Raw genomic sequence first — 20920 nt, 5'->3', positions numbered from 1 at the left:
TGTGATCTCTTTATTGAAAATGCCAAAGCTTTCTCCAACTATGGAAGTGGGTACCATAGTGAAATGGCATAAGAAAAATAATGATCAAGTCCTTTTTGGAGACGTTATTGTAGAGATCTCTACAGACAAGGCTGTTTTAGAATACACAGCGAATGAAGATGGCTGGATTCGTGAAATCTTGCGTGATGAAGGAGAAAAAATAGTTATAGGAACTCCTATTGCAGTCCTTTCCACAGATACGAACGAGCCCTTTAATCTAGAGGAAATTCTTCCGAAGACAGAATCTTCTAATTTTGAATTATCTCCAGAAGCTTCTCTTGAAGAGGTCTCTCCTTTAGCAAATCAACAAGCTTCGTCAGCAACATTTGCGACAGTGGGTTTTAAGCCAGAGCCACCCCTCACCTCACCTTTAATCTTGAAACGGTTAGACACTACTAACAATTTATCCCCATTAGCTAGACAACTAGCGAAAGAGAGAAACTTAGACGTCTCTTCAATTCAAGGAAGTGGTCCTGGAGGATGCATAGTAAAAAAAGATTTAGACAAAGCTCCTCTTAAAAGCATTGCTGGGTTTGGCTATCCAGAGTCTCCTGAAGTTCCTCCAGGGTCTTACCATGAGGAGAATCTTTCTCCGATTAGAGAAGTTATTGCCTCACGTCTACAAGCTGCCAAAATCTCTATTCCACACTTCTATGTAAAGCAGCAGGTGTATGCTTCGCCTCTCCTCAATCTGCTGAAAGAACTTCAGGCTCAAGGAATCAAAGTTTCTATTAACGATTGTATTGTACGTGCTTGTGCTCTAGCTCTCAAAGAATTCCCCTTAATCAATTCTGGATTCAACAGTGTTGATAATAAAATTATCCGTTTTGAAACTATCGATATCTCTATAGCTGTGGCCATTCCAGATGGAATTATTACCCCGATTATACGCTGTGCAGACCGTAAAAACCTGGGTATGATTTCAGCAGAAATTAAAAGCCTAGCATTAAAAGCAAAAAGCCAGTCTCTTGAAGAAACTGAGTATAAAGGAGGATCCTTCTGTGTTTCTAATTTAGGAATGACAGGAATCACCGAATTTACGGCTATCGTCAATCCTCCTCAAGCGGCTATTCTTGCTGTAGGAAGTGTTAGAGAACAAGCTCTTGTAATTGATGGGGAAATTGCTATAGGATCTACCTGTGTCCTCACCCTATCTGTAGATCATAGAGTGATTGACGGTTATCCCGCAGCAATGTTTATCAAACGATTACAAAAGATCTTAGAAGCCCCAGCGGTTCTATTATTAAACTAGGCATCTTTGAAACAAAATTAGAGTTCTTTTTATAGCAAAGACGCTCTAGAAATTCTAAATGACTAGCGCGTCTAAACTTTTTAGTTTCCTTCTCCAGAACAAGATTTTGTAGGAACATGCCAAATATCTTTGGCATAATCTTGAATAGCTCTGTCACTAGAGAAAAAACCCATCCCTGCAGTGTTATAAATAGAAGTCTTAGTCCATGAGTCTGGTTGCATAAAGAGTTGATTCACATTTTCATGGGCAGCGATATAAGATTCTAAATCAGCCAAGACAAAAAAAGGATCGCCTTCATGCAGTAGGCGGTGTACTATGGGTTTAAACAAATCTTTATCATTGCTACTGAAAAATCCTTGTTCTAGCAAATCTAAAACATGTCGAATCTTAGGATTCCTATCACAAATTCCCTGAGGATAGTATTCTCGACGCAATTGTACAATTTGCTCCTCTAAAAGACCGAAAATAAACATATTCTCCTTGCCAATATGCTCTGCCATTTCTACATTTGCACCGTCCATAGTTCCTATAGTCAGAGCCCCATTTAAAGCAAATTTCATATTGCCTGTTCCAGAGGCCTCCATTCCAGCCGTAGAAATCTGTTCCGAAAGATCTGTACCAGGAATGATATCCTCAGCCATAGAAACTCGATAGTTAGGTAAAAAAAGAACCTTGAGCTTATCATTGACTTGAGAATCTTGATTTACAACGTCAGCAACATTATTGATTAACTTAATAATTAGCTTAGCCAAGGCATAGCCAGGAGCTGCCTTACCAGAAAAAATTACTGTAGTGGCAACCACATTTTGATTAGGGTTTTCTTTCAAGTCATTATAAAAGTAGATGACTCTAAGGATATTCATCAATTGTCGTTTATACTCATGAATACGTTTAATATGACAGTCGAAGAGAGAATGGGGATCTACCCTTTCTCCAACTTCCCTGTAAATTTTATTGGTTAGGTCCTGCTTATTTCTTAACTTTACCTCTTTCCAATGATCTCGGAAGCCACTATCTTCAGCAAAAGAGCGTATCAAAGAAATGTGAGAAAGATCTACGACATAACGGTCACCTATAGTTTCATTCAAAAGCTTACTTAAACGAGGATTACAGAGAGCTATCCATCGTCGTGGAGTCACCCCATTTGTCACATTGATAAACTTCTCTGGGAAAAACTCATAAAATTCTTTAAAGAGAGTGTCTTTGATTAACTGAGAGTGGAGTGATGAAACTCCATTTACCTTTGCAGAACTTACTACAGCTAGGTTCGCCATGTTGATGTGTTTTTCACATCCCTCTTCAACAATCGATAAAGATCGACGCTTATCATCATTTTTAGGATAACGAGAACTTACTTTTTCCAACCAACGAGCATTGATTTCATAGATAATCTCTAGATGCCGAGGCAATAGCTTAGAGAATAAGTCCATAGGCCATCTCTCTAGAGCCTCTGGGAGAATCGTATGATTAGTATAATTAAATATGACTGTAGTCATCTCCCATGCCTTATCCCAAGGCACCTCTTCCCTATCGACTAAAATATGCATCATTTCAGCAATACCTAAAGCAGGATGGGTATCGTTTAACTGTACTACGACTTTATCTGGAAGATTATCCAAGGAAATGTGTGTCTTGGTATACCTGCGAATAATATCTTGAATAGTTGCAGAAACTAAAAAATACTCTTGTTTGAGGCGCAGTTCCTGTCCCTCGGTAATAGAATCGTTGGGATAGAGAACCCGAGAGATGTTTTCTATCAAAGCTATATCTTCTATGGCCTGAATATAATTCCCATGATTAAAATAGCTAAATTCAAAGCCACGCGGAGATTGTGCTTGCCATAGCCTTAGAGAGTTTACAGTATCATTGCCGTACCCTGGAATGGGAATATCATAAGCCATAGCTAATACCTCTTGGGTATCGACAAGATCAGCAACCTCTTTCCCTCGAGAATCAGTATAGTGAATCACTCTTCCATAAAAGGATACGGGATAAAGGTACTCTCCCCGGCAGATTTCCCAGGGATTTCCATAACGTAGCCATTCGTCAGGTGCTTCCTCCTGATATCCGTTGATAATCCTCTGATCAAAAATACCATAATCGTAGCGTATACCATAGCCATAGGCTGGAACTGCCAATGTCGCCATAGAATCCAAGTAACAAGCTGCCAGTCTCCCCAGGCCACCATTCCCTAACCCTGCATCCGATTCCATTTCTACAAGGTGATCAAAATCGTAATTTAAAGTTTTTAACGCCTTTCTTACTAAATCTAGAATTCCTAAGTTCAAAAGATTACTTTTTAAACTTCTTCCTAATAGGAATTCCATAGAAAGGTAGTAGACTCTTTTCACATCATTTTTGTAGTAGCTATTTTGAGTTTTCAGCCACCCCTTTGCCAGCCACTCCATAACAGTTTTAGCAACAGCCGTAAAGATATCTCTAGGAGATGCTGACTCTGGTGATTGTACAACACCTAAGTAAAGACGATCTAAAATCGCCTTTTTCATAGAATCAACGCTGACTTTGTTCTTATCAAAACTCAAAAAATCTTCCACAACGTAACCATTTCAAATACCATCTAGAACCTTCCATATGCGAAATTAAAAAAAAAAAAAAGAACTTCGCCTCAGTAAATCAAGGAGTGCTTGCGAATGAGAATTTGTAATTTTTGGAATGGAGAGTTAAAAAATAAATAAAATTAGTTAATAAATCTTAATAAAATCAAAAACAACTCTGAAAAAAACAAGGTTGACAATTATCAAATAATAGATTAAACTTATTTAGTTTTTTATTCAGGAGGATAAAATGTCACCAATATCTGCAAGTACTCCCTCAACAACTACAAGTCCTGTAAAGCCACAACCACCCCTCGTTAAGTCGGAGCATCGTTATTGTTCATGGGCATTTTTTAAACCCGTGTTAATTAGTTTAGGTCTCCTCCTTGCTTCTCTAGCAACCTTAGGACTGGTTATTGCCAGCGGAGTTGCCTTGTCCCTAGGAATTGGTATTGTTCTTGCTATACAGATAGGATTTGCAGCTATTGCTCTTATCCTCCTTGTCAATCACATTAGACAATTTAGAAATGCTAGATCAGAAAATATGGAGCAGAAGCAAATAAAACTCCAAAACACTATAGACACAGCTAAGAGCTAGTTTTACAAGCAGGGTTGCTTCTCTAATGAAGCTCTTCTTCAGGGAAAAACTCCAAGCTTTTGTGCAAGGAATTTAAATTCTTAGAAATATCTTGAATAGCCATGTGAATGTCATGGTTATTTTCCTCTATTTTCTGCTCGATCAATCGGATTGACGAGATTACCGTAGAGTGATCTCGCGAAAAGACATCGCCTATCTTCACATATGATAATGAAAGTTTTTGGCGACAAAAATACATCGCCACCTGACGGGGCAATACATATTCTCTGGACTGGGAACGTCCTAAAACACTCTCTTGAGAGATCCCATAGTATTGAGCAACACTACGAATAATCTTCAAAGGGGTTAAACGGACACTTCCTGCAGCTGCTAAGACATCTTTTAAAAGAGTTTTAACATCGTCTTCATATAGTAATTGGTGGGATAGTTTTTTATACATTACCCTCTTTGCTAAAAGATTAATTGCATGCAGTAGAGTTTTTACATTTGAAGATAATGCATAAATTAAGAAATCTAACGCAGTTTCTTGAATACGAATAGATAATCGCTCTATCTGTCTCATTAAAAAACTGCGTAATCCCTCCTGAACTAAAGGATGTATTGGAATTGCAACTCCCCATTCAAATCTACTGATCAATCTGTCTTCAATAGCTTTGAGATCTGCAGGGGCATAGGATGAAGAGACTACTATCAACTTACCTTCAGAATGAAGGGAATTAAAAGTATGGAAAAATTCTTCTTGAGTTGCCGATTTTCCAGAGAAAACCTCAATATCCTCAATAAATAAAGCATCGATATTACGATAAAAAGAACGAAATTTCTGCATTTCTCCTGAACGAATAGCAGAAACTAGGTGCTCAGTAAACAAATCCGAAGAAACATAGAGAATCCTACCTCCACATTCACGAAGAACACTTACAGCAGACTGCATTAAGTGGGTTTTTCCAGCTCCTTCAGGACCAAAAAGATAAATTGGATTAAAAGCCACCCCTCCGTCTTCCTCTGAATTCTTAGTAAATTCCTGTAAAACCTGGAAAGGAAGATCATTTTCGGGGGTAACTAAGAAATTAGAGAAGGTCATCTCAGGGTTGATACTTCCATAATGCATGGTAAAGTATGCGGTTTTCTCTTGCTGCATCTGTTTCTCCTTATAAAAAGGAGCTACTTTGTCTAGAGAAGTAACGTGAACACGGATAGGCTTACTATTGTTATTTATAAGACCAGATTTAACCTTATGCCTTATATGCTCTTCAAACCAGGTAATTTGAAAAGAATCTTGAGCTTCAAGATACAAATTACAAGCATCAAAACATAAGACCTTTAATGATCGCAACCACTTGTCTACAGTATTTGTGCCAATTTCTTTTTCTTGTAGCAAAAGAAATTCTTCCCATGCTCGCATAAACTATGAGCTCATATAAATCGCTTGTTTCAATAAGTCTCTATTAAGACAATCCGACTTTTTTTTCAGTATTATCTATGTTTTTTATTATTTAAAACTACTTCATTTTTAAGATGTTTGCCATCTAATATCTTATTAGTCACCCACTGCTGAACGACTCCTAGAAGCATAGATGAAAGCCAATAGAGGTTCAATCCTGAAGGGAAATTATAAAACATAGCAGTAAACAAAATCGCCATCATGTTCCCCATAGCTTGCTGCTGTCGCTGCTGATCCGTAACAGGCCCCTTTTTATGAAGACTGGTGACCTTCTGTTGCAAGAACATAACTATCCCCAATAGAATAGGAAGTAGATGGAATTGGTTTCCAATAAACCATATCGATTTCTGCCAAGAAAATAACACATCGGGAGCTGTTAAGTTGTCAATCCACCCAGGAATAAATGAAGCCCCTCTTAATAAGAAAGATGACTTTAATAAATCAAACATAGCAATTAAGAAAGGAAGTTGTATCAATAAGGGCAAACAACCCGTTATAGGGTTTACTTTATTTGTCTTATACAAGCCCATGATTTCCATCTGAGCTCGCTTAGGTTCATTCTTATACTTTTGTTGAATTTGCTGAATATAAGGAGATAACATTTGCATACGTCTCATAGATCGTATGGACCATGCATTTAAAGGATAAAGTAGCAATTTCAAAAATACAGTAAGTAAAATAATAGAAATTCCCCAAGAACCAGAAATCAATTTGAAGAACTTCATGATAATAAATAGTAGTGCTGCAAAAGGAGCTGTAATAAATGCAAAAACCCCTCGAAAAGAAATGCTATCAAGATACTCAGGATTTTCTCCTTTCTCTTGAGTTATCGTCTTATCTAACACTTTAAGTGTGGGCTCTGCTAAAGGACCTGCATACACTAAAAATCGATACGTCCCTGCATCTTTTGGTAATGGAAGTAAAGTCTCATATCCAGGATATTTTGATGCTGGATATGCTTGATTTTTAGGAGAAATAGCAGATAACCTTGTAGGCACCGAAGAGCCTGAAATATAGAGAGATCCGTAGCCAGAAGAAATCTCTGATAACGGAGTTAAAATAATACCGAAATATCCATTCGAATTTAAAATCCATTGGGGATAAATACCGCGACGTAAAGCTAAAGGCTCTTTTACTTTAGGGAGTTTGACTTTATCTAAGGTCCCCTTATTTTTCTTAACAACCCTGTATTTAATCGCTGGAACTGAAGCATTTGACATGATTTCCACTTCAGGAACTCCTGAGGTTATCCATACATCTTCAGCTTCTTTTGTTAAGGTAATTGCAGTTTCAAAAACATAAGGCTTTTCTTCAGGATTCTCTGGAAGTTTGTAAACCTTTTGAACCGAACCATCTAAGCTTTCTAAATGAATTAAGTTAGAAGTATAGGAAAGAACTCGGTACCTTAAAGTCAAAGGCGTTGCCAGTTCTCTTCCTGAAACGACATTCAATGCATGATATTCTGAAGGAATTAATTTCTTAGAGTCACTCAATAATCCCCTACGCAGTAAAGGATAGTAACCCCCAATCGAGTTCTTGGACTGCTGGCCATCAGGAAGTTTTGAAGACACTCCTGGGAAGAGAGCTTCTGGAGATTTCCCTAAAGCTAAATCCCGATCGAAACCAATTTCATTCACGATACTCTTATCATTTGTTGAAGCAAAAGGTAAATTAATACCCTCTATAGAACCACTTTCTTGAGAAACGACAATCTGCATGTAGTCATTAAACAAAACATAGTGGTTTCCAGCATCCAATGACTGCACCGTGTCTTGGTCATCACCAAAAATTACAGCTCGTGTAATAGGAAGGTCTAAAGAGATTAGCTTTTCTTCTCGAGAATCATAAAGACCTAAAGGAAGATAGTCATTTCCTGATCTCCAAAAAACAAGTGCTGTACCAAAAATAGTACTATCTTTATTGGAAATTCTTCCTTGTGCATACTCCCCTAAAAATACTAAAGGCTCTTTATTGTTGCGAAACTCAACAACTAAAACAGGTAAACCTTCGTGATTCGTAGGAAGAAAAACTTTTCCAGCATTCGTATGATTAGAAGAAGCACCTTGTTGATGATATAAAGCCACATGAATATTGTTGAAACCACGAGTATGATCTACAAAATTCCAAGACTCTCCAGAAGAATAGACACTCTCGGCAGCTTCTCCATTATGTAATAAAAATAACCTATCTCCAATACGAACGGCATAGTTATTTTTTTGCTCTTCTCCATTTAGATTTGTGTCCCATGAAGCTACACTTAAACCTACAGATTCTACAGCAGCTAACGTCTGTTCTGAAATCCTTTGTTGTTTCTCGGCTAGGTTTTTGCAAGAGCGAAACTCATTATAACCAAAAAAGATTTGACATCCTACAAAAGCCACCCCGACTAAAGAAACAAAAAGCAAAGTACGTTTATTCATTTGATAAACTCTAAAAATTAAACTTAAGAGGTCAAAATATCATAAACGCGTATTATCTCCCAAAGGAGAATCACTTAATAAAGGGCTCTTACTATGATAGACTGTAAAATTCCAAATTTTAACGTCAGAAAAATCCTACTGTTAACTAGATATGCGAGCGATGCTTTCGATTTCTCAGTGAGCAAATTATGAATAAAATCATACCAAACACAAATAAAGGTATAGATAAAATCTGACCGATCGACAGTAAACAGTCTTCTTCTAAAACTTTTCCTTGATGGCTTTTTACATACTCTGCAAAAAAACGAATCAAAGCAACACCCATACAAACTATAGAAGTCAAATATCCCTTACCCAACTTCAGATAACGCTTATAGGAAAGAAAATATAAAACTCCAGAAAACACTAAGTAACTGATTCCCTCATAAAGCTGCACAGGATGGACAGGAACTCCTACAACACCTTGCATAGGATCAGAAAAAACGACTCCCCAAGGTAAAGACGTCGGTGTTCCTACAATTTCTTGATTCCAAAAATTACCCAAACGAATAAAAAACGCAGCAATTCCAAAGACAGCTCCACACAAGTCTGTAAGAAACAAAAAAGTCAGTTTTGAAACCTTTTTTCTATATATCCAAGAAAAAATGGCAGCCCATAAAATAAAGCCAAGAATGCCTCCGTGACTAGATAATCCTCCATGCCATACTTGAATGATCTCTTCAGGATGTTGTAAGTAAAAATTCCATCCATAAAAAATCACATAGGCCAGTCTAGCTCCAGGAACAATAAATAAAATAGAGTATAAAAAGAAATTTTCTAAAGCAACGCGTAGCTGACTTCTCGAAAAACTCAGATGATCTTTTAAACCATAATAAGAAAGAGCCAAATACCTTCCCAAGAGACAAGCTAGAAAAATCCCTATAGTAAAAAACAGGCCATACCAAGTGAGTCTTAAGGGCCATTGCTCCAGAGACCATAAAATTTTCGCATGATCCCAATATATCACAGCAAGTTCGGCTCGCATATCTCAATACCAATTAGCAAAAAATCCATAATCTAAGTAAAATAAAGCATTTGAAAATAAGTGTAACTCACTATGACGAGAAACATCAAATATTTCCTGGTACTATTTCCTGGTATTTTGTGGGTAACAGCAGGAATAAAACTCTTGCTAAAAGCTACTGCAACAGTCTTCGATCCCGTCTCTTCTTTTTTAATCTATTGTCCTCTAGCAATGGTTTCTTGGGGATTCGCATCGTTAAAATACCGCTACCTCTTAAAAAAAACTATAGAAAAGCAGCTGATTCTATCCTCTCGATTCTTTTCAGAAAAAATTACAGCGTCTTCTTATATAAAACAGACCTTTTTCTCTAAAAGATTTCTGATTATGGTCACTATGATCGCTTTCTCTTTAATCCTACGTCGCTATATTAGCAATCTTCAAGCCTTATTCATCATTCGAGCGACAATTGGCTATGCTCTCATTAAAACCGCCACTACTTATTTCTCAAAATTACAAAACACCCTGATTGAGAATCCTGAAAAAAATTAACATTAACTCTATGGAAATCATTCATATAGGAACCGATATTATTGAAATTAGTCGCATTCGCAAAGCAATTGCAATTCATGGCAAACGACTACTCGATAGAATCTTTACAGCAAGAGAACAGGAATATTGTTTAGAAAAGACCGATCCAATTCCCTCATTTGCAGGACGCTTTGCTGGGAAAGAAGCTGTAGCAAAAGCTTTAGGAACTGGCATAGGGAGTATTGTTGCCTGGAAAGACATCGAGATCTTTAAAATATCTCAAAGACCTGACGTTTTCCTTCCTACCCACGTATATACAAAAATTGGAATTTCTAAAGTTATCCTTTCTATAAGCCATTCCAAAGATTATGCCACAGCAACTGCTATCGCATTAACCTAGAAATCTTTCTGCGTCTAGTGCTGCTATACAACCACTTCCAGCAGAAGTAACCGCCTGACGATAGTATTTATCCTGAACATCTCCCGCAGCAAACACTCCAAGAACAGAAGTTTTAGATGTTCCCTTCTCAGTTACAATGTAGCCAGACTCATCGAGTGTCAGCTGCCCTCCAAGAAAACTAGTATTTGGCGTATGGCCTATGGCAAAAAAAACTCCACCAGCTTCTCTAGTTACAACTTCTTGAGTAAGAGTATTTTTAATATCTACAGCAGAAACAATACTCTCTCCCGAAATTTTTATAATCTCACTATTCCATAGAAATGTAATTTTTTCATTTTTTCTAGCCTTAGCTTCCATGGTTTTAGAGGCTCGCAGTTTGTCCCTACGATGCACTACATATACATGCCTTCCATAGCGAGTCAGGTAAATAGCTTCCTCTAAAGCCGAATCCCCTCCCCCAATCACATAAAGATCTTTATTTTTAAAAATAGGAGCAGCCCCATCACAAACAGCGCAAGCAGTCACTCCTTTTTGCCAAAACTCGTTGTCTCCTGCTCCAGGAATTTCTAAACGTTTAGCAGAAGCTCCTGTAGCTATAATACAGGCATCACAAGAATAAGTTCCTTCTTTTGATCTCAAAATAAAAGGACGAACAGAAAAATCTACAGAAAGTATGTCTTGAGCTAGTGTTTTAGTCCCAAACCGCACAGCTTGCTCCTTCATATTGTCCATAAGTTTTGGTCCAAGAATGCCTTCAGGAAACCCTGGAAAATTCTCAACCTCTGTTGTAGTCATAAGCTGTCCACCAGAAATCCCAGAGAGAAACCCTTCAAATAAAAGAGGATCCAAAAGCGCCCTTGATGCATAAATTGCCGCTGTATATCCAGATGGACCTGAACCAATAATAACTAACCGAGAATGAACCATGTGTAATTTCCTTGTCTAACTTTAGAAAGTAAGAATACTTTTCTTAACCTATACCAGAAAAAAGATATCGAATTCTAGCCCCTCTAAGCAAACAATGTTTAGGATTTATGAGCCAGTTTCAGTATGCTTTTAGATAGCTTTTTTCTACTTTTAATCTATGCGGATTTAAGACTAAAGCTCGAAAATTCCAGCCCCTCATCTTGCAATAGAAAAATCTAGATTTTTGTTATCATCCTTAGAATTTTCTTAATGCTAAAAACGAACACCTATCCTGCTATTTAATCCCCGATAGGAATCGATCGACTAGGGTTAAAAAGAAAAACTTATATTACCAATTGGAATAAGAATTTTTAGAGTACTCATGAAAAAATTGATTTGTCAATTGATCTAGTTAAAACAAAAAGATAGTAACATGATCTGGGCAACAGGTACTTGTAAAACGATCCGACTTACACTTGGCAAATCTTGTCTCTCTATATGACAAGGCACATTTATGATAATTACCGCGTGTATTTTATAAAATGTGGTAATATAGAAAATTAAAAAACAGGCCTTATATATCCCTAGAACGGAAATATAGGATTTTACGATTAATTTGATTATATCAAACTAATCGTCTCGCGCAAGGGAGATCTTGCCTTTTTTAAGGTTTATATTTACACTGTCTTTTTTGACTTTGTAGTTTTTAGGAGAATAACAATAAATGCCAAAACAAGCTGAATATACTTGGGGATCAAAAAAAATTCTGGACAATATAGAATGCCTCACAGAAGACGTTGCCGAATTTAAAGATTTGCTTTATACGGCACACAGAATTACTTCGAGCGAAGAAGAATCTGATAATGAAATACAGCCTGGCGCTATCCTAAAAGGTACCGTAGTTGATATTAATAAAGATTTTGTTGTAGTTGATGTTGGGCTTAAGTCTGAGGGAGTCATTCCTATGTCAGAGTTTACAGACTCTTCAGAGGGTTTAGCACTTGGGGCTGAGGTAGAAGTCTATTTAGACCAAGCTGAAGACGAAGAGGGCAAAGTTGTCCTTTCCAGAGAAAAAGCTACTCGACAACGTCAATGGGAATATATCCTCGCCCATTGTGAAGAAGGTTCTATCGTCAAAGGTCAAATTACACGCAAAGTCAAAGGCGGTCTTATTGTCGATATTGGAATGGAAGCTTTCCTACCTGGCTCACAAATTGACAATAAGAAAATCAAGAACTTGGATGACTATGTTGGAAAAGTTTGTGAATTCAAAATTTTAAAAATTAACATTGAACGTCGCAATGTTGTTGTCTCAAGAAGAGAACTACTAGAAGCTGAAAGAATTTCTAAAAAAGCCGAACTTATTGAACAAATTTCTATTGGAGAATACCGCAAAGGAGTTGTTAAAAATATTACTGACTTTGGTGTATTCCTAGATCTCGACGGTATTGATGGTCTTCTTCATATTACTGATATGACTTGGAAGCGCATACGCCATCCTTCTGAAATGGTCGAATTGAATCAAGAGTTAGAAGTTATTATTTTAAGTGTAGATAAAGAAAAAGGACGTGTCGCTCTGGGCCTAAAACAAAAAGAGCATAATCCTTGGGAAGATATTGAGAAGAAATATCCTCCTGGTAAACGTGTACTTGGTAAAATTGTAAAACTTCTCCCCTATGGAGCTTTCATAGAAATTGAAGAAGGCATTGAGGGTCTAATTCACGTTTCTGAAATGTCTTGGGTAAAAAATATTGTAGATCCTAGTGAAGTAGTGAACAAAGGTGACGAAGTTGAAGCTATTGTTCTCTCGATCCAGAAGGATGAAGGGAAAATTTCTCTGGGATTAAAACAAACAGAACACAATCCTTGGGACAATATCGAAGAAAAGTATCCTATAGGTCTTCATGTAAATGCTGAAATCAAGAACCTAACAAATTACGGTGCTTTTGTTGAATTAGAACCAGGAATCGAAGGCTTAATTCATATTTCTGACATGAGCTGGATTAAAAAAGTCTCCCACCCTTCAGAGTTATTCAAAAAAGGAAGTTCTGTAGAGGCGGTTATTCTATCAGTAGACAAAGAAAGTAAAAAAATCACTTTGGGAGTCAAACAATTAAGTTCAAATCCTTGGAATGAAATTGAAGCTATGTTCCCTGCTGGCACAGTAATTTCAGGAGTTGTTACTAAAATTACTGCCTTTGGGGCCTTTGTTGAACTACAAAACGGGATTGAAGGTTTGATTCATGTTTCAGAACTTTCTGAAAAGCCCTTTGCAAAAATTGAAGATATTATCTCCATTGGGGAAACTGTTTCTGCAAAAGTAATTAAGCTTGATCCAGATCATAAAAAGGTTTCTCTTTCTGTAAAAGAATACTTAGCTGACAATGCCTATGATCAAGACTCTGGGACAGAATTAAATTTTGAAAATTCTCAAACCCCTAAAGAAAGAAAGAAAAAAGGAAAATAGCATCTAAAATTTAGCTATTTACTGATTTCCTTACTTATAAGAGGAGTATAATGAATAAAAATCTTGTAGCTATTTTTGACTACATGGAAAAAGAAAAAGGCATTCAGCGTTCTACAATTATAGGAGCTATCGAATCTGCTTTAAAAATTGCTGCTAAAAAAACCTTAAGAGATGATGCCAATATATCTGTAAATATTAATTCTCGCACTGGAGATATTGAAGTCTTTTGTGAAAAGGAAATAGTAGAAATCTGTCAGAATCCTAGCAAAGAAATTCCTCTTGATAAAGCCAGAGAATACGATCCCGACTGCCAAATTGGTCAGTATATGGATGTTCCTTTTGTTTCTGATAATTTTGGGAGGATAGCTGCTCACGCAGCCCGACAAATTATTGGTCAAAAACTAAGACATGCAGAAAGAGACGTGATTTATGAAGAGTACCGTCATCGAGTAAATGAAATTTTATCTGGTGTTGTTAAGCGTTTTGCTAAGGGTTCTAATTTAATTATTGATCTAGGGAAAGTTGAAGCCATTCTTCCTACGCGATTTTATCCTAAAACAGAAAAGCACAAGATTGGAGATAAAATTTACGCTCTACTCTACGAAGTTCAAGAGTCTGAAAATGGCGGAGCTGAAGTTATTCTTAGTCGTAGTCACGCAGAATTTGTTAAACAATTATTCATTCAAGAAGTTCCAGAATTAGAGGAAGGCTCTGTCGAAATTGTTAAAATAGCCCGTGAAGCAGGATACCGAACCAAACTAGCTGTAAAATCTTTGGATCCTAAAACTGATCCTGTTGGAGCTTTTGTAGGTATGCGAGGTTCTCGAGTAAAAAATATCATTCGAGAATTGAACGACGAGAAAATTGATATTGTCAATTACTCACCTATATCTACAGAGTTATTACAGAATCTTCTTTATCCCATAGAAATTCAAAAGATTGCTATTTTAGAAGACGATAAAGTGATTGCAATTGTAGTTAATGATGCTGACTACGCCACTGTTATTGGTAAACGAGGAATTAATGCTCGTTTAATTAGCCAGATTCTAGACTATGAACTCGAAGTACAACGTATGAGTGAGTATAATAAGCTATTAGAAATTCAACGCCTCCAACTAGCAGAATTCGATAGTCCACACCTAGATCAACCTTTAGAAATGGAAGGGATTAGCAAGCTAGTCATCCAAAATTTAGAACATGCTGGATACGACACAATTAGAAGAGTATTATTAGCAAGTGCTAATGATCTGGCATCTGTTCCTGGGATCAGTTTAGAGCTTGCTTATAAGATCCTTGAGCAAGTCAGCAAATATGGAGAAAGTAAAGTTGACGAAAAACCTGAAATTGAAGATTAAGAATGCTCAATTAACAAAAGCGGCTGGTCTGGACAAGCTAAAACAAAAACTTGCCCAAGCAGGATCTTCTGAAGCTAAATCTTCTTCAGAAAAATCTTTTGCGAAAGAAAAAGCTGTAAAAGTAGCTGCTCCTGCAACTTCTAATGCTACCGCAAATACAGAGCTAGCTTCATCCGAGCCTACTTCACGTCGCATTCGTGCTAAAAATCGCTCATCGTTCTCACCTGAAGAAGAGTCTTCTGCGCATATTCCGTTGGATACATCTGAATCTCCTTCTGTCTCGATAGCAGATCCTGAGCCCCAGTCAGAAGTAGTTAACGAACTTTATGAGGAAGTTCCTGAAATGGACCAAATTACTGAAACTCCTCCTGCTCAACCCATAACCCCAAAACCAATATCTCAAGAACAAGAACTAGAACCTAAAGTTGTGAAGCCTGCTGAGCCTAAAAGCGTTGTGATGATTAAATCTAAGTTCGGGCCTACAGGAAAGCATATCAATCATCTCCTTGCAAAAACGTTCAAAGCTCCTAGTAAGGAAGAGAAAGTAGTAGCTGGATCAAAAAGCGTTAAGCCAGTCGCTGCAGATAAAACAGCGAAACCTGGGACGTCTGAAACTAACGAACAGAATAATCGAGAAAAACAATTTAATCCAACAAACCGTAGTCCGTCCTCTGCTCCAAAAAGAGATATCGGGAAAAAAAATCTTACTGACTTTCGTGATCGTTCTAAGAAATCTGATGAAAGTTTAAAAGCTTTTACAGGAAGAGATCGTTATGGATTAAATGAGGGTGGAGAAGAAGACAGATGGCGTAAAAAACGTGTTTATAAGCAAAAAAAACACTATGATGAAGCTTCAATTCAGCGTCCTACGCATATCAAAATCCCCCTACCAATTACTGTAAAAGATCTAGCAGCTGAGATGAAACTCAAGGCTTCAGAAGTCATTCAAAAGTTATTTATCCATGGTATGACTTACGTAGTCAATGATGTTCTAGATAGTGAAACCACGGTACAATTTATTGGTTTAGAGTTTGGATGTACGATTGATATTGACTATTCTGAACAAGATAAGTTGTGCTTGAGCTATGACACAATAAAAGAAGAAATTCAATCCACAGATCCTAGTAAGCTTATTATTCGCTCCCCTATTGTTGCCTTTATGGGTCACGTCGACCATGGGAAGACCACACTAATTGACTCCTTAAGAAAAAGTAATGTTGCAGCAACAGAAGCTGGAGCCATTACCCAGCATATGGGAGCCTTTTGTTGTTCAACCCCCGTTGGCAATATAACAATTTTAGATACTCCTGGTCATGAAGCCTTCTCAGCCATGCGAGCTCGGGGAGCTGAAGTTTGCGATATTGTTGTTCTTGTAGTCGCTGGAGACGAAGGAATTAAAGAACAGACTTTAGAGGCTATTGAACATGCAAAAGCTGCCAATATTGCTATTGTTGTAGCTATCAATAAGAGTGATAAACCTAATTTTAATGCAGAAACCATTTACAGACAGCTTTCTGAAATCAACCTGTTACCCGAAGCCTGGGGAGGTACGACTGTTACAGTAAATACCTCAGCAAAAACAGGTGAAGGCCTTTCAGAACTTTTAGAGATGTTAGCCTTACAAGCTGAAGTCTTGGAGTTAAAAGCCGATCCTTCAGCACGTGCTCGAGGACTTGTTATTGAATCAGAATTACACAAAGGGCTCGGACCAGTTGCAACTGTTTTAATTCAAAACGGAAGCTTAAGACTGGGAGAGGCTCTAGTATTTAATGATTGTTACGGCAAAGTAAAAACTATGCATAACGAGCATAACCAATTGATGCAAGAAGCTGGGCCATCTATTCCTGTTTTGATCACAGGTTTATCGGATATTCCTAAAGCTGGTGATCCTTTCTTTGTCGTTAAAAACGATAAAACTGCTAGAGATATTATTGAAGCTAGATCTGCTGGCCAACAGCGTTTTGCTTTACAGCAGAAGAAGCGACCTAATTTTGATTCTATGTTACAGAATAAAAAGACTCTCAAGCTGATGATTAAAGCTGATGTCCAAGGATCCATAGAAGCTTTGGTCAGTTCAATATCCAAGATTAAATCCGAAAAAGTAGATGTTGAAATTTTAACCAACAGCGTAGGAGAAATTTCAGAATCAGATATTCGTTTAGCTGCTGCTTCTAAAGCAGTCATTCTTGGTTTCCATACAGGAATAGAAAGTCATGCCGAGCCTTTAATTAAAAGCTTAGGAGTACGAGTGGAGCTCTTTAGCATTATTTATCACGCTATCGATAAAATTAAAGAAATAATGACCTCTCTACTAGATCCTATTGCTGAAGAAAAAGACGAAGGTTCTGCAGAAATTAAAGAAATCTTTAGGTCCTCACAAGTAGGAGCTATTTACGGTTGCATAGTTAGTGAAGGAACCATGACTCGTAATCATAAGGTTCGTGTCTTACGTAATAAAGAGGTTCTTTGGAAAGGCACGCTCTCTTCATTAAAACGTGTTAAAGAAGATGTCAAAGAGGTTCGAAAAGGTTTAGAGTGCGGGATTTTGTTAGAAGGGTACCAACAAGCTCAGATAGGTGATGTCCTACAATGTTATGAAATCATCTATCACCCACAAAAATTATAACTTAAAGTACTTTATGACAGAAAGTAGACGTATTAAAAGGGTAAATGCTTTATTACAAGAAGCCATTGCAAAGGTGATTTTAAAAGATGTCAAACATCCAAAGATTTCTAATCTTTGGATTACGGTGACTCGTGTTTCGTTATCTAAGGATTTACATGCTGCACGTGTTTATGTATCTGTTATGCCTCATGAGAATACCAAGGAAGAAGCTTTAGAAGCTCTAAAAGCGTCTGCTGGTTTTATTGCTCATAAGGCTTCAAAAAATGTTGTCCTTAAATATTTCCCAGAACTTCATTTTTATCTCGATGATATTTTCTCACCTCAAGATTATATAGAAAACCTGCTCTGGCAGATTAAAGAGAAAGAAAAGAGTTAGTAAACTGTATTTTTTGAGAATCTGAATATTATTAAAGACATTGCTATGGATCTCGCAGTAGAATTAAAAGAGGGTATTCTTCTTGTAGACAAACCTCAGGGGAGAACTTCGTTTAGCCTTATCCGTGCTCTAACTAAGTTAATAGGAGTTAAAAAGATTGGTCATGCAGGAACTCTAGATCCTTTTGCTACTGGCGTTATGGTCATGTTGATTGGCCGTAAATTTACAAGACTTTCTGATATTTTGCTTTTTGAAGACAAGGAATACAAAGCTGTTGCCCATTTAGGGACAACTACCGATTCTTATGATTGCGATGGCAAGGTTGTAGGGAGATCTAAGAAAATTCCTAGTCTCGAAGAAGTACTATCTGCTGCTGAATATTTTCAAGGAGAGATCCAACAACTTCCCCCAATGTTTTCCGCTAAAAAAGTCCAAGGCAAAAAACTATACGAATATGCTAGAAAAGGTTTGTCTATAGAACGTCACCATTCTACAGTTCAAGTTCACTTGCAAATTACAAAGTATGAGTACCCTCTATTGCATTTTGTAGTACGCTGTAGCAAAGGAACTTATATTCGCAGCATTGCTTATGAGCTTGGCACTATGCTAGGTTGTGGAGCTTATCTTGAGCAGCTACGCCGTTTACGTAGTGGCTGTTTTTCTGTAGATCAATGCATTGATGGGAATCTATTAGACCACCCTGACTTCGATATTTCTCCCTACCTACGAGATACCCATGGAAATAGCCTATAGTTTAACGTCTTCTTTCTCTATAGATTCTGTAACTTTGGGTTTTTTTGACGGATGTCATCTAGGGCACATTAACCTTTTATCTATTCTTACCTCCTATCCTGGATCCTCTGGGATTATTACTTTTGATTCTCATCCCCAAACAGTCCTTTCTTCAGCTCGCACTAAGCTAATCAATACAAAAGACGAGCGCCTACAATTGTTGCAAACGTTTCCAATAGATTGGTTGGGCGTCCTTACTTTTGATCAATATTTTGCAAATCAATCGGCAGAAGAGTTCATTACTTCATTGCATCTTAGCTTGAAGTGTAAACGGATAATCTTAGGTTATGATTCTTGCATAGGGAAAGAACAACAAAGCAACGCGCAGGTTCTTGGTGCTATAGGTAAGCCACTAGGTATAGAGATCGTTAAGATTCCCCCTTACCGCATTGATAGCGTTGTTGTCTCCAGTAAAGCAATCCGCCAGTTGCTCTGTGAAGGGAATGTGGAGCTTGCTAATCGTTTTTTGGGTCGTCCCTACACACTTTCTGGAACAATAACAGAGGGCTCGGGAATAGGAAGTTCCCTAGGATTCGCTACCATAAATCTTCCTAGAGACGAAAGTTTGATTCCTCTTGGAGTTTATGCTTGTGAAATGCTTTATAAAGGCAACACCTATCGTGGTATTATGAATTTAGGAATTGCCCCTACTTTTGCAAGAGAGTCCTTATATGCAGAGGCCCACATTTTTTCTTTTTCCGAAAACCTATATGGCAAAGAAGTGAGCCTTATCCCCAAAAAGTTTCTTAGAAAAGAAAAGAAATTTCCATCGAAAGAAACTCTAATACAAGCAATCGAAAAAGATATTTTGGACGCTCAGGATTGGTTTTACCAACGAGTCCTTTAATTATGAAGAAACAGCATAGTATCGCCATCCTGAACTATATAATCACGCCCCTCTATACGTAATTTCCCTGATTCACGAGCTCCTGCACGACCTTGACATTCTACTATATCTTCAAAAGTGATTACTTCCGCACGAATAAAGCCCTTTTGAATATCGGTATGAATTTGTCCAGCAGCTTCCCAAGCAGAAGATCCTCGAGCTACTGTCCACGCGCGCGTCTCCTGGGGGCCTGTAGTAAAATAAGAAATAAGCCCCAAAGTCTCGTAGGCAGCAAGTACTAATCTATGAAGTCCTGATTTCTCCAGGCCTAAACTTAAAAGAAATTCCAAGCGTTCTTCACTAGGTAGTGAAACAATTTCTTCTTCGATACGAACGCAGATAGGAACAACTTGAGCATTTTCTTTAACAGCAACTTCTCTAACAGAAGCAACATAATCATTGTTCATATCTGGGAGAGAACTCTCGTCAACATTAGCTATATAGAACATAGGCTTGATGGTCAAAAATGGATAGGGCTTTAACGCCACAATTTGTTCTGAAGTCAATTCTAAAGTACGTAATGGTAATCCCATTTCTAAATGAGCAATAATCTTATCAAATAGAGGCAAGAGAGCTCCGACTTCACGCTTTCCTTTAGCGAGCTTTTCTAATTTGCTACGGATACTTGTTGCCGAGGAGAAATCAGCAAAAATCAGCTCTAAGTTGATAACTTCAATATCTTCAACGGGATTGACTTTCCCTGAAACGTGGGTCACGTCTGCATCATCAAAACAACGCACTACATGAGCAATCGCATGAGTTTCTCGAATATGAGAAAGAAATCGATTTCCTAGACCTGCACCATCCGAAGCCCCTTTAACTAAACCTGCAATATCTACAAACTTCATATCTGCATGTATGATCTTCTGACTGTTGCTAATTTTAGCTAAAGCCTCCAGTCTTTCATCAATAACTGGAACAATGCCTACATTGGGATCGATAGTACAAAACGGGTAGTTACAGGAGGCAACTTGAGCTCCTGTTAAAGCATTGAACAATCCAGACTTTCCTACATTAGGAAGCCCTACAATTCCGCATTCCGTATGACTCATAAGACATCTAGCATTAAAAATAATGATATGCCTTCTTGAATTTCAGAAAAAGAATTCTCCTGTTTCAAAAAAGCACAATAATTAGAAACCATCACATTCAAAACCAAGAGCACTTTGAAAATGATAAAAGGCTACTATAATCGATTGAAGTTTTCCCTACCTAATACTTTCTTCATATATAAGAATCTTGAAGTTGCCTAAAATATCGATACATTTGACAATTT

At 37.5% G+C, this 20920-nt stretch carries 16 protein-coding genes; 10 read left to right on the top strand and 6 right to left on the bottom strand.

Features of this window, described 5'->3' with window-relative positions:
* Position 1: 1 nt before the first annotated feature.
* On the top strand, positions 2-1291 hold the full coding sequence (locus CMV32_RS04550) for a pyruvate dehydrogenase complex dihydrolipoamide acetyltransferase (protein WP_100934739.1): 1290 nt from the start codon (positions 2-4) through the stop codon (positions 1289-1291).
* 80 nt (positions 1292-1371) lie between these two features.
* Here the strand turns inward: CMV32_RS04550 and CMV32_RS04545 are convergent, their stop codons facing one another.
* Positions 1372-3834 carry a glycogen/starch/alpha-glucan phosphorylase gene (locus CMV32_RS04545; RefSeq protein ID WP_192940656.1) on the bottom strand — a complete coding sequence of 821 codons (2463 nt, stop codon included), beginning with the start codon at positions 3832-3834 and terminating at the stop codon, positions 1372-1374.
* A gap of 262 nt (positions 3835-4096) precedes the next feature.
* Here CMV32_RS04545 and CMV32_RS04540 point away from each other — a divergent pair, with 262 nt between their 5' ends.
* Complete coding sequence (locus CMV32_RS04540) at positions 4097-4444, top strand: hypothetical protein (RefSeq protein ID WP_100934737.1); 348 nt, start codon at positions 4097-4099, stop codon at positions 4442-4444.
* 22 nt (positions 4445-4466) lie between these two features.
* Here the strand turns inward: CMV32_RS04540 and dnaA are convergent, their stop codons facing one another.
* From dnaA to CMV32_RS04525, 3 genes are all read right to left on the bottom strand, one after another.
* Positions 4467-5846, bottom strand: a complete 1380-nt coding sequence (gene dnaA / locus CMV32_RS04535; RefSeq protein WP_100934736.1) for a chromosomal replication initiator protein DnaA — start codon at positions 5844-5846, stop codon at positions 4467-4469.
* 71 nt (positions 5847-5917) lie between these two features.
* Positions 5918-8305, bottom strand: a complete 2388-nt coding sequence (gene yidC / locus CMV32_RS04530; protein WP_100934735.1) for a membrane protein insertase YidC — start codon at positions 8303-8305, stop codon at positions 5918-5920.
* A 145-nt stretch (positions 8306-8450) separates the two neighbouring features.
* Positions 8451-9329 (bottom strand): prolipoprotein diacylglyceryl transferase, encoded by an 879-nt coding sequence (locus CMV32_RS04525; RefSeq protein WP_100934734.1) that lies wholly within the window; start codon positions 9327-9329, stop codon positions 8451-8453.
* Between the two features lie 72 nt (positions 9330-9401).
* On the opposite strand from CMV32_RS04525, the gene CMV32_RS04520 reads away from it, so the two are divergent.
* Positions 9402-9857 (top strand): hypothetical protein, encoded by a 456-nt coding sequence (locus CMV32_RS04520; protein ID WP_100934733.1) that lies wholly within the window; start codon positions 9402-9404, stop codon positions 9855-9857.
* A 10-nt stretch (positions 9858-9867) separates the two neighbouring features.
* Positions 9868-10236 carry a holo-ACP synthase gene (acpS, locus tag CMV32_RS04515; RefSeq protein WP_100934732.1) on the top strand — a complete coding sequence of 123 codons (369 nt, stop codon included), beginning with the start codon at positions 9868-9870 and terminating at the stop codon, positions 10234-10236.
* Here acpS and trxB read toward each other — a convergent pair.
* A complete protein-coding gene (trxB, locus tag CMV32_RS04510; RefSeq protein ID WP_100934731.1) occupies positions 10228-11163 on the bottom strand; it encodes a thioredoxin-disulfide reductase in 936 nt (311 codons plus the stop codon). The two genes, acpS and trxB, sit on opposite strands and share 9 nt — an antisense overlap.
* A 703-nt stretch (positions 11164-11866) precedes the next feature.
* Between trxB and rpsA the strand changes: the two genes are divergently transcribed.
* From rpsA to CMV32_RS04480, 6 genes are read left to right on the top strand one after another with little or no spacing between them, the layout of a single operon-like run.
* Positions 11867-13609 carry a 30S ribosomal protein S1 gene (rpsA, locus tag CMV32_RS04505; protein ID WP_100934730.1) on the top strand — a complete coding sequence of 581 codons (1743 nt, stop codon included), beginning with the start codon at positions 11867-11869 and terminating at the stop codon, positions 13607-13609.
* 50 nt (positions 13610-13659) lie between these two features.
* Positions 13660-14964, top strand: a complete 1305-nt coding sequence (gene nusA, locus CMV32_RS04500; protein WP_100934729.1) for a transcription termination factor NusA — start codon at positions 13660-13662, stop codon at positions 14962-14964.
* Positions 14921-17590, top strand: a complete 2670-nt coding sequence (infB, locus tag CMV32_RS04495; protein WP_100934728.1) for a translation initiation factor IF-2 — start codon at positions 14921-14923, stop codon at positions 17588-17590. The genes nusA and infB overlap by 44 nt, the downstream gene beginning before the upstream one ends.
* Before the next feature lie 13 nt (positions 17591-17603).
* A complete protein-coding gene (gene rbfA / locus CMV32_RS04490; RefSeq protein ID WP_100934797.1) occupies positions 17604-17966 on the top strand; it encodes a 30S ribosome-binding factor RbfA in 363 nt (120 codons plus the stop codon).
* A gap of 45 nt (positions 17967-18011) precedes the next feature.
* The gene (gene truB, locus CMV32_RS04485) at positions 18012-18719 is read left to right on the top strand and encodes a tRNA pseudouridine(55) synthase TruB (RefSeq protein ID WP_100934727.1); all 708 of its coding nucleotides are present in this window, start codon (positions 18012-18014) and stop codon (positions 18717-18719) included.
* A complete protein-coding gene (locus CMV32_RS04480; RefSeq protein WP_100934726.1) occupies positions 18703-19605 on the top strand; it encodes a bifunctional riboflavin kinase/FAD synthetase in 903 nt (300 codons plus the stop codon). The genes truB and CMV32_RS04480 overlap by 17 nt, the downstream gene beginning before the upstream one ends.
* Here CMV32_RS04480 and ychF read toward each other — a convergent pair.
* Positions 19602-20696 (bottom strand): redox-regulated ATPase YchF, encoded by a 1095-nt coding sequence (gene ychF / locus CMV32_RS04475; protein ID WP_100934725.1) that lies wholly within the window; start codon positions 20694-20696, stop codon positions 19602-19604. The two genes, CMV32_RS04480 and ychF, sit on opposite strands and share 4 nt — an antisense overlap.
* Between the last annotated feature and the right edge of the window lie 224 nt (positions 20697-20920).

Origin of the sequence: Candidatus Chlamydia corallus, from assembly GCF_002817655.1 — a bacterium.
In the GTDB taxonomy this organism is placed as follows: domain Bacteria; phylum Chlamydiota; class Chlamydiia; order Chlamydiales; family Chlamydiaceae; genus Chlamydia; species Chlamydia corallus.
Note: the sequence above shows the minus strand (reverse complement) of the source record. Positions and strands in the feature narration are given on the sequence as shown.

Coding starts and splice junctions, on each gene's coding strand:
- CMV32_RS04540 (WP_100934737.1), top strand. CDS start 4,097: ATGTCACCAATATCTGCAAGTACTCCCTCAACAACTACAAGTCCTGTA.
- dnaA (WP_100934736.1), bottom strand. CDS start 5,846: ATGCGAGCATGGGAAGAATTTCTTTTGCTACAAGAAAAAGAAATTGGC.
- yidC (WP_100934735.1), bottom strand. CDS start 8,305: ATGAATAAACGTACTTTGCTTTTTGTTTCTTTAGTCGGGGTGGCTTTT.
- CMV32_RS04525 (WP_100934734.1), bottom strand. CDS start 9,329: ATGCGAGCCGAACTTGCTGTGATATATTGGGATCATGCGAAAATTTTA.
- CMV32_RS04520 (WP_100934733.1), top strand. CDS start 9,402: ATGACGAGAAACATCAAATATTTCCTGGTACTATTTCCTGGTATTTTG.
- acpS (WP_100934732.1), top strand. CDS start 9,868: ATGGAAATCATTCATATAGGAACCGATATTATTGAAATTAGTCGCATT.
- trxB (WP_100934731.1), bottom strand. CDS start 11,163: ATGGTTCATTCTCGGTTAGTTATTATTGGTTCAGGTCCATCTGGATAT.
- rpsA (WP_100934730.1), top strand. CDS start 11,867: ATGCCAAAACAAGCTGAATATACTTGGGGATCAAAAAAAATTCTGGAC.
- nusA (WP_100934729.1), top strand. CDS start 13,660: ATGAATAAAAATCTTGTAGCTATTTTTGACTACATGGAAAAAGAAAAA.
- infB (WP_100934728.1), top strand. CDS start 14,921: ATGGAGAAAGTAAAGTTGACGAAAAACCTGAAATTGAAGATTAAGAAT.
- rbfA (WP_100934797.1), top strand. CDS start 17,604: ATGACAGAAAGTAGACGTATTAAAAGGGTAAATGCTTTATTACAAGAA.
- truB (WP_100934727.1), top strand. CDS start 18,012: ATGGATCTCGCAGTAGAATTAAAAGAGGGTATTCTTCTTGTAGACAAA.
- CMV32_RS04480 (WP_100934726.1), top strand. CDS start 18,703: ATGGAAATAGCCTATAGTTTAACGTCTTCTTTCTCTATAGATTCTGTA.
- ychF (WP_100934725.1), bottom strand. CDS start 20,696: ATGAGTCATACGGAATGCGGAATTGTAGGGCTTCCTAATGTAGGAAAG.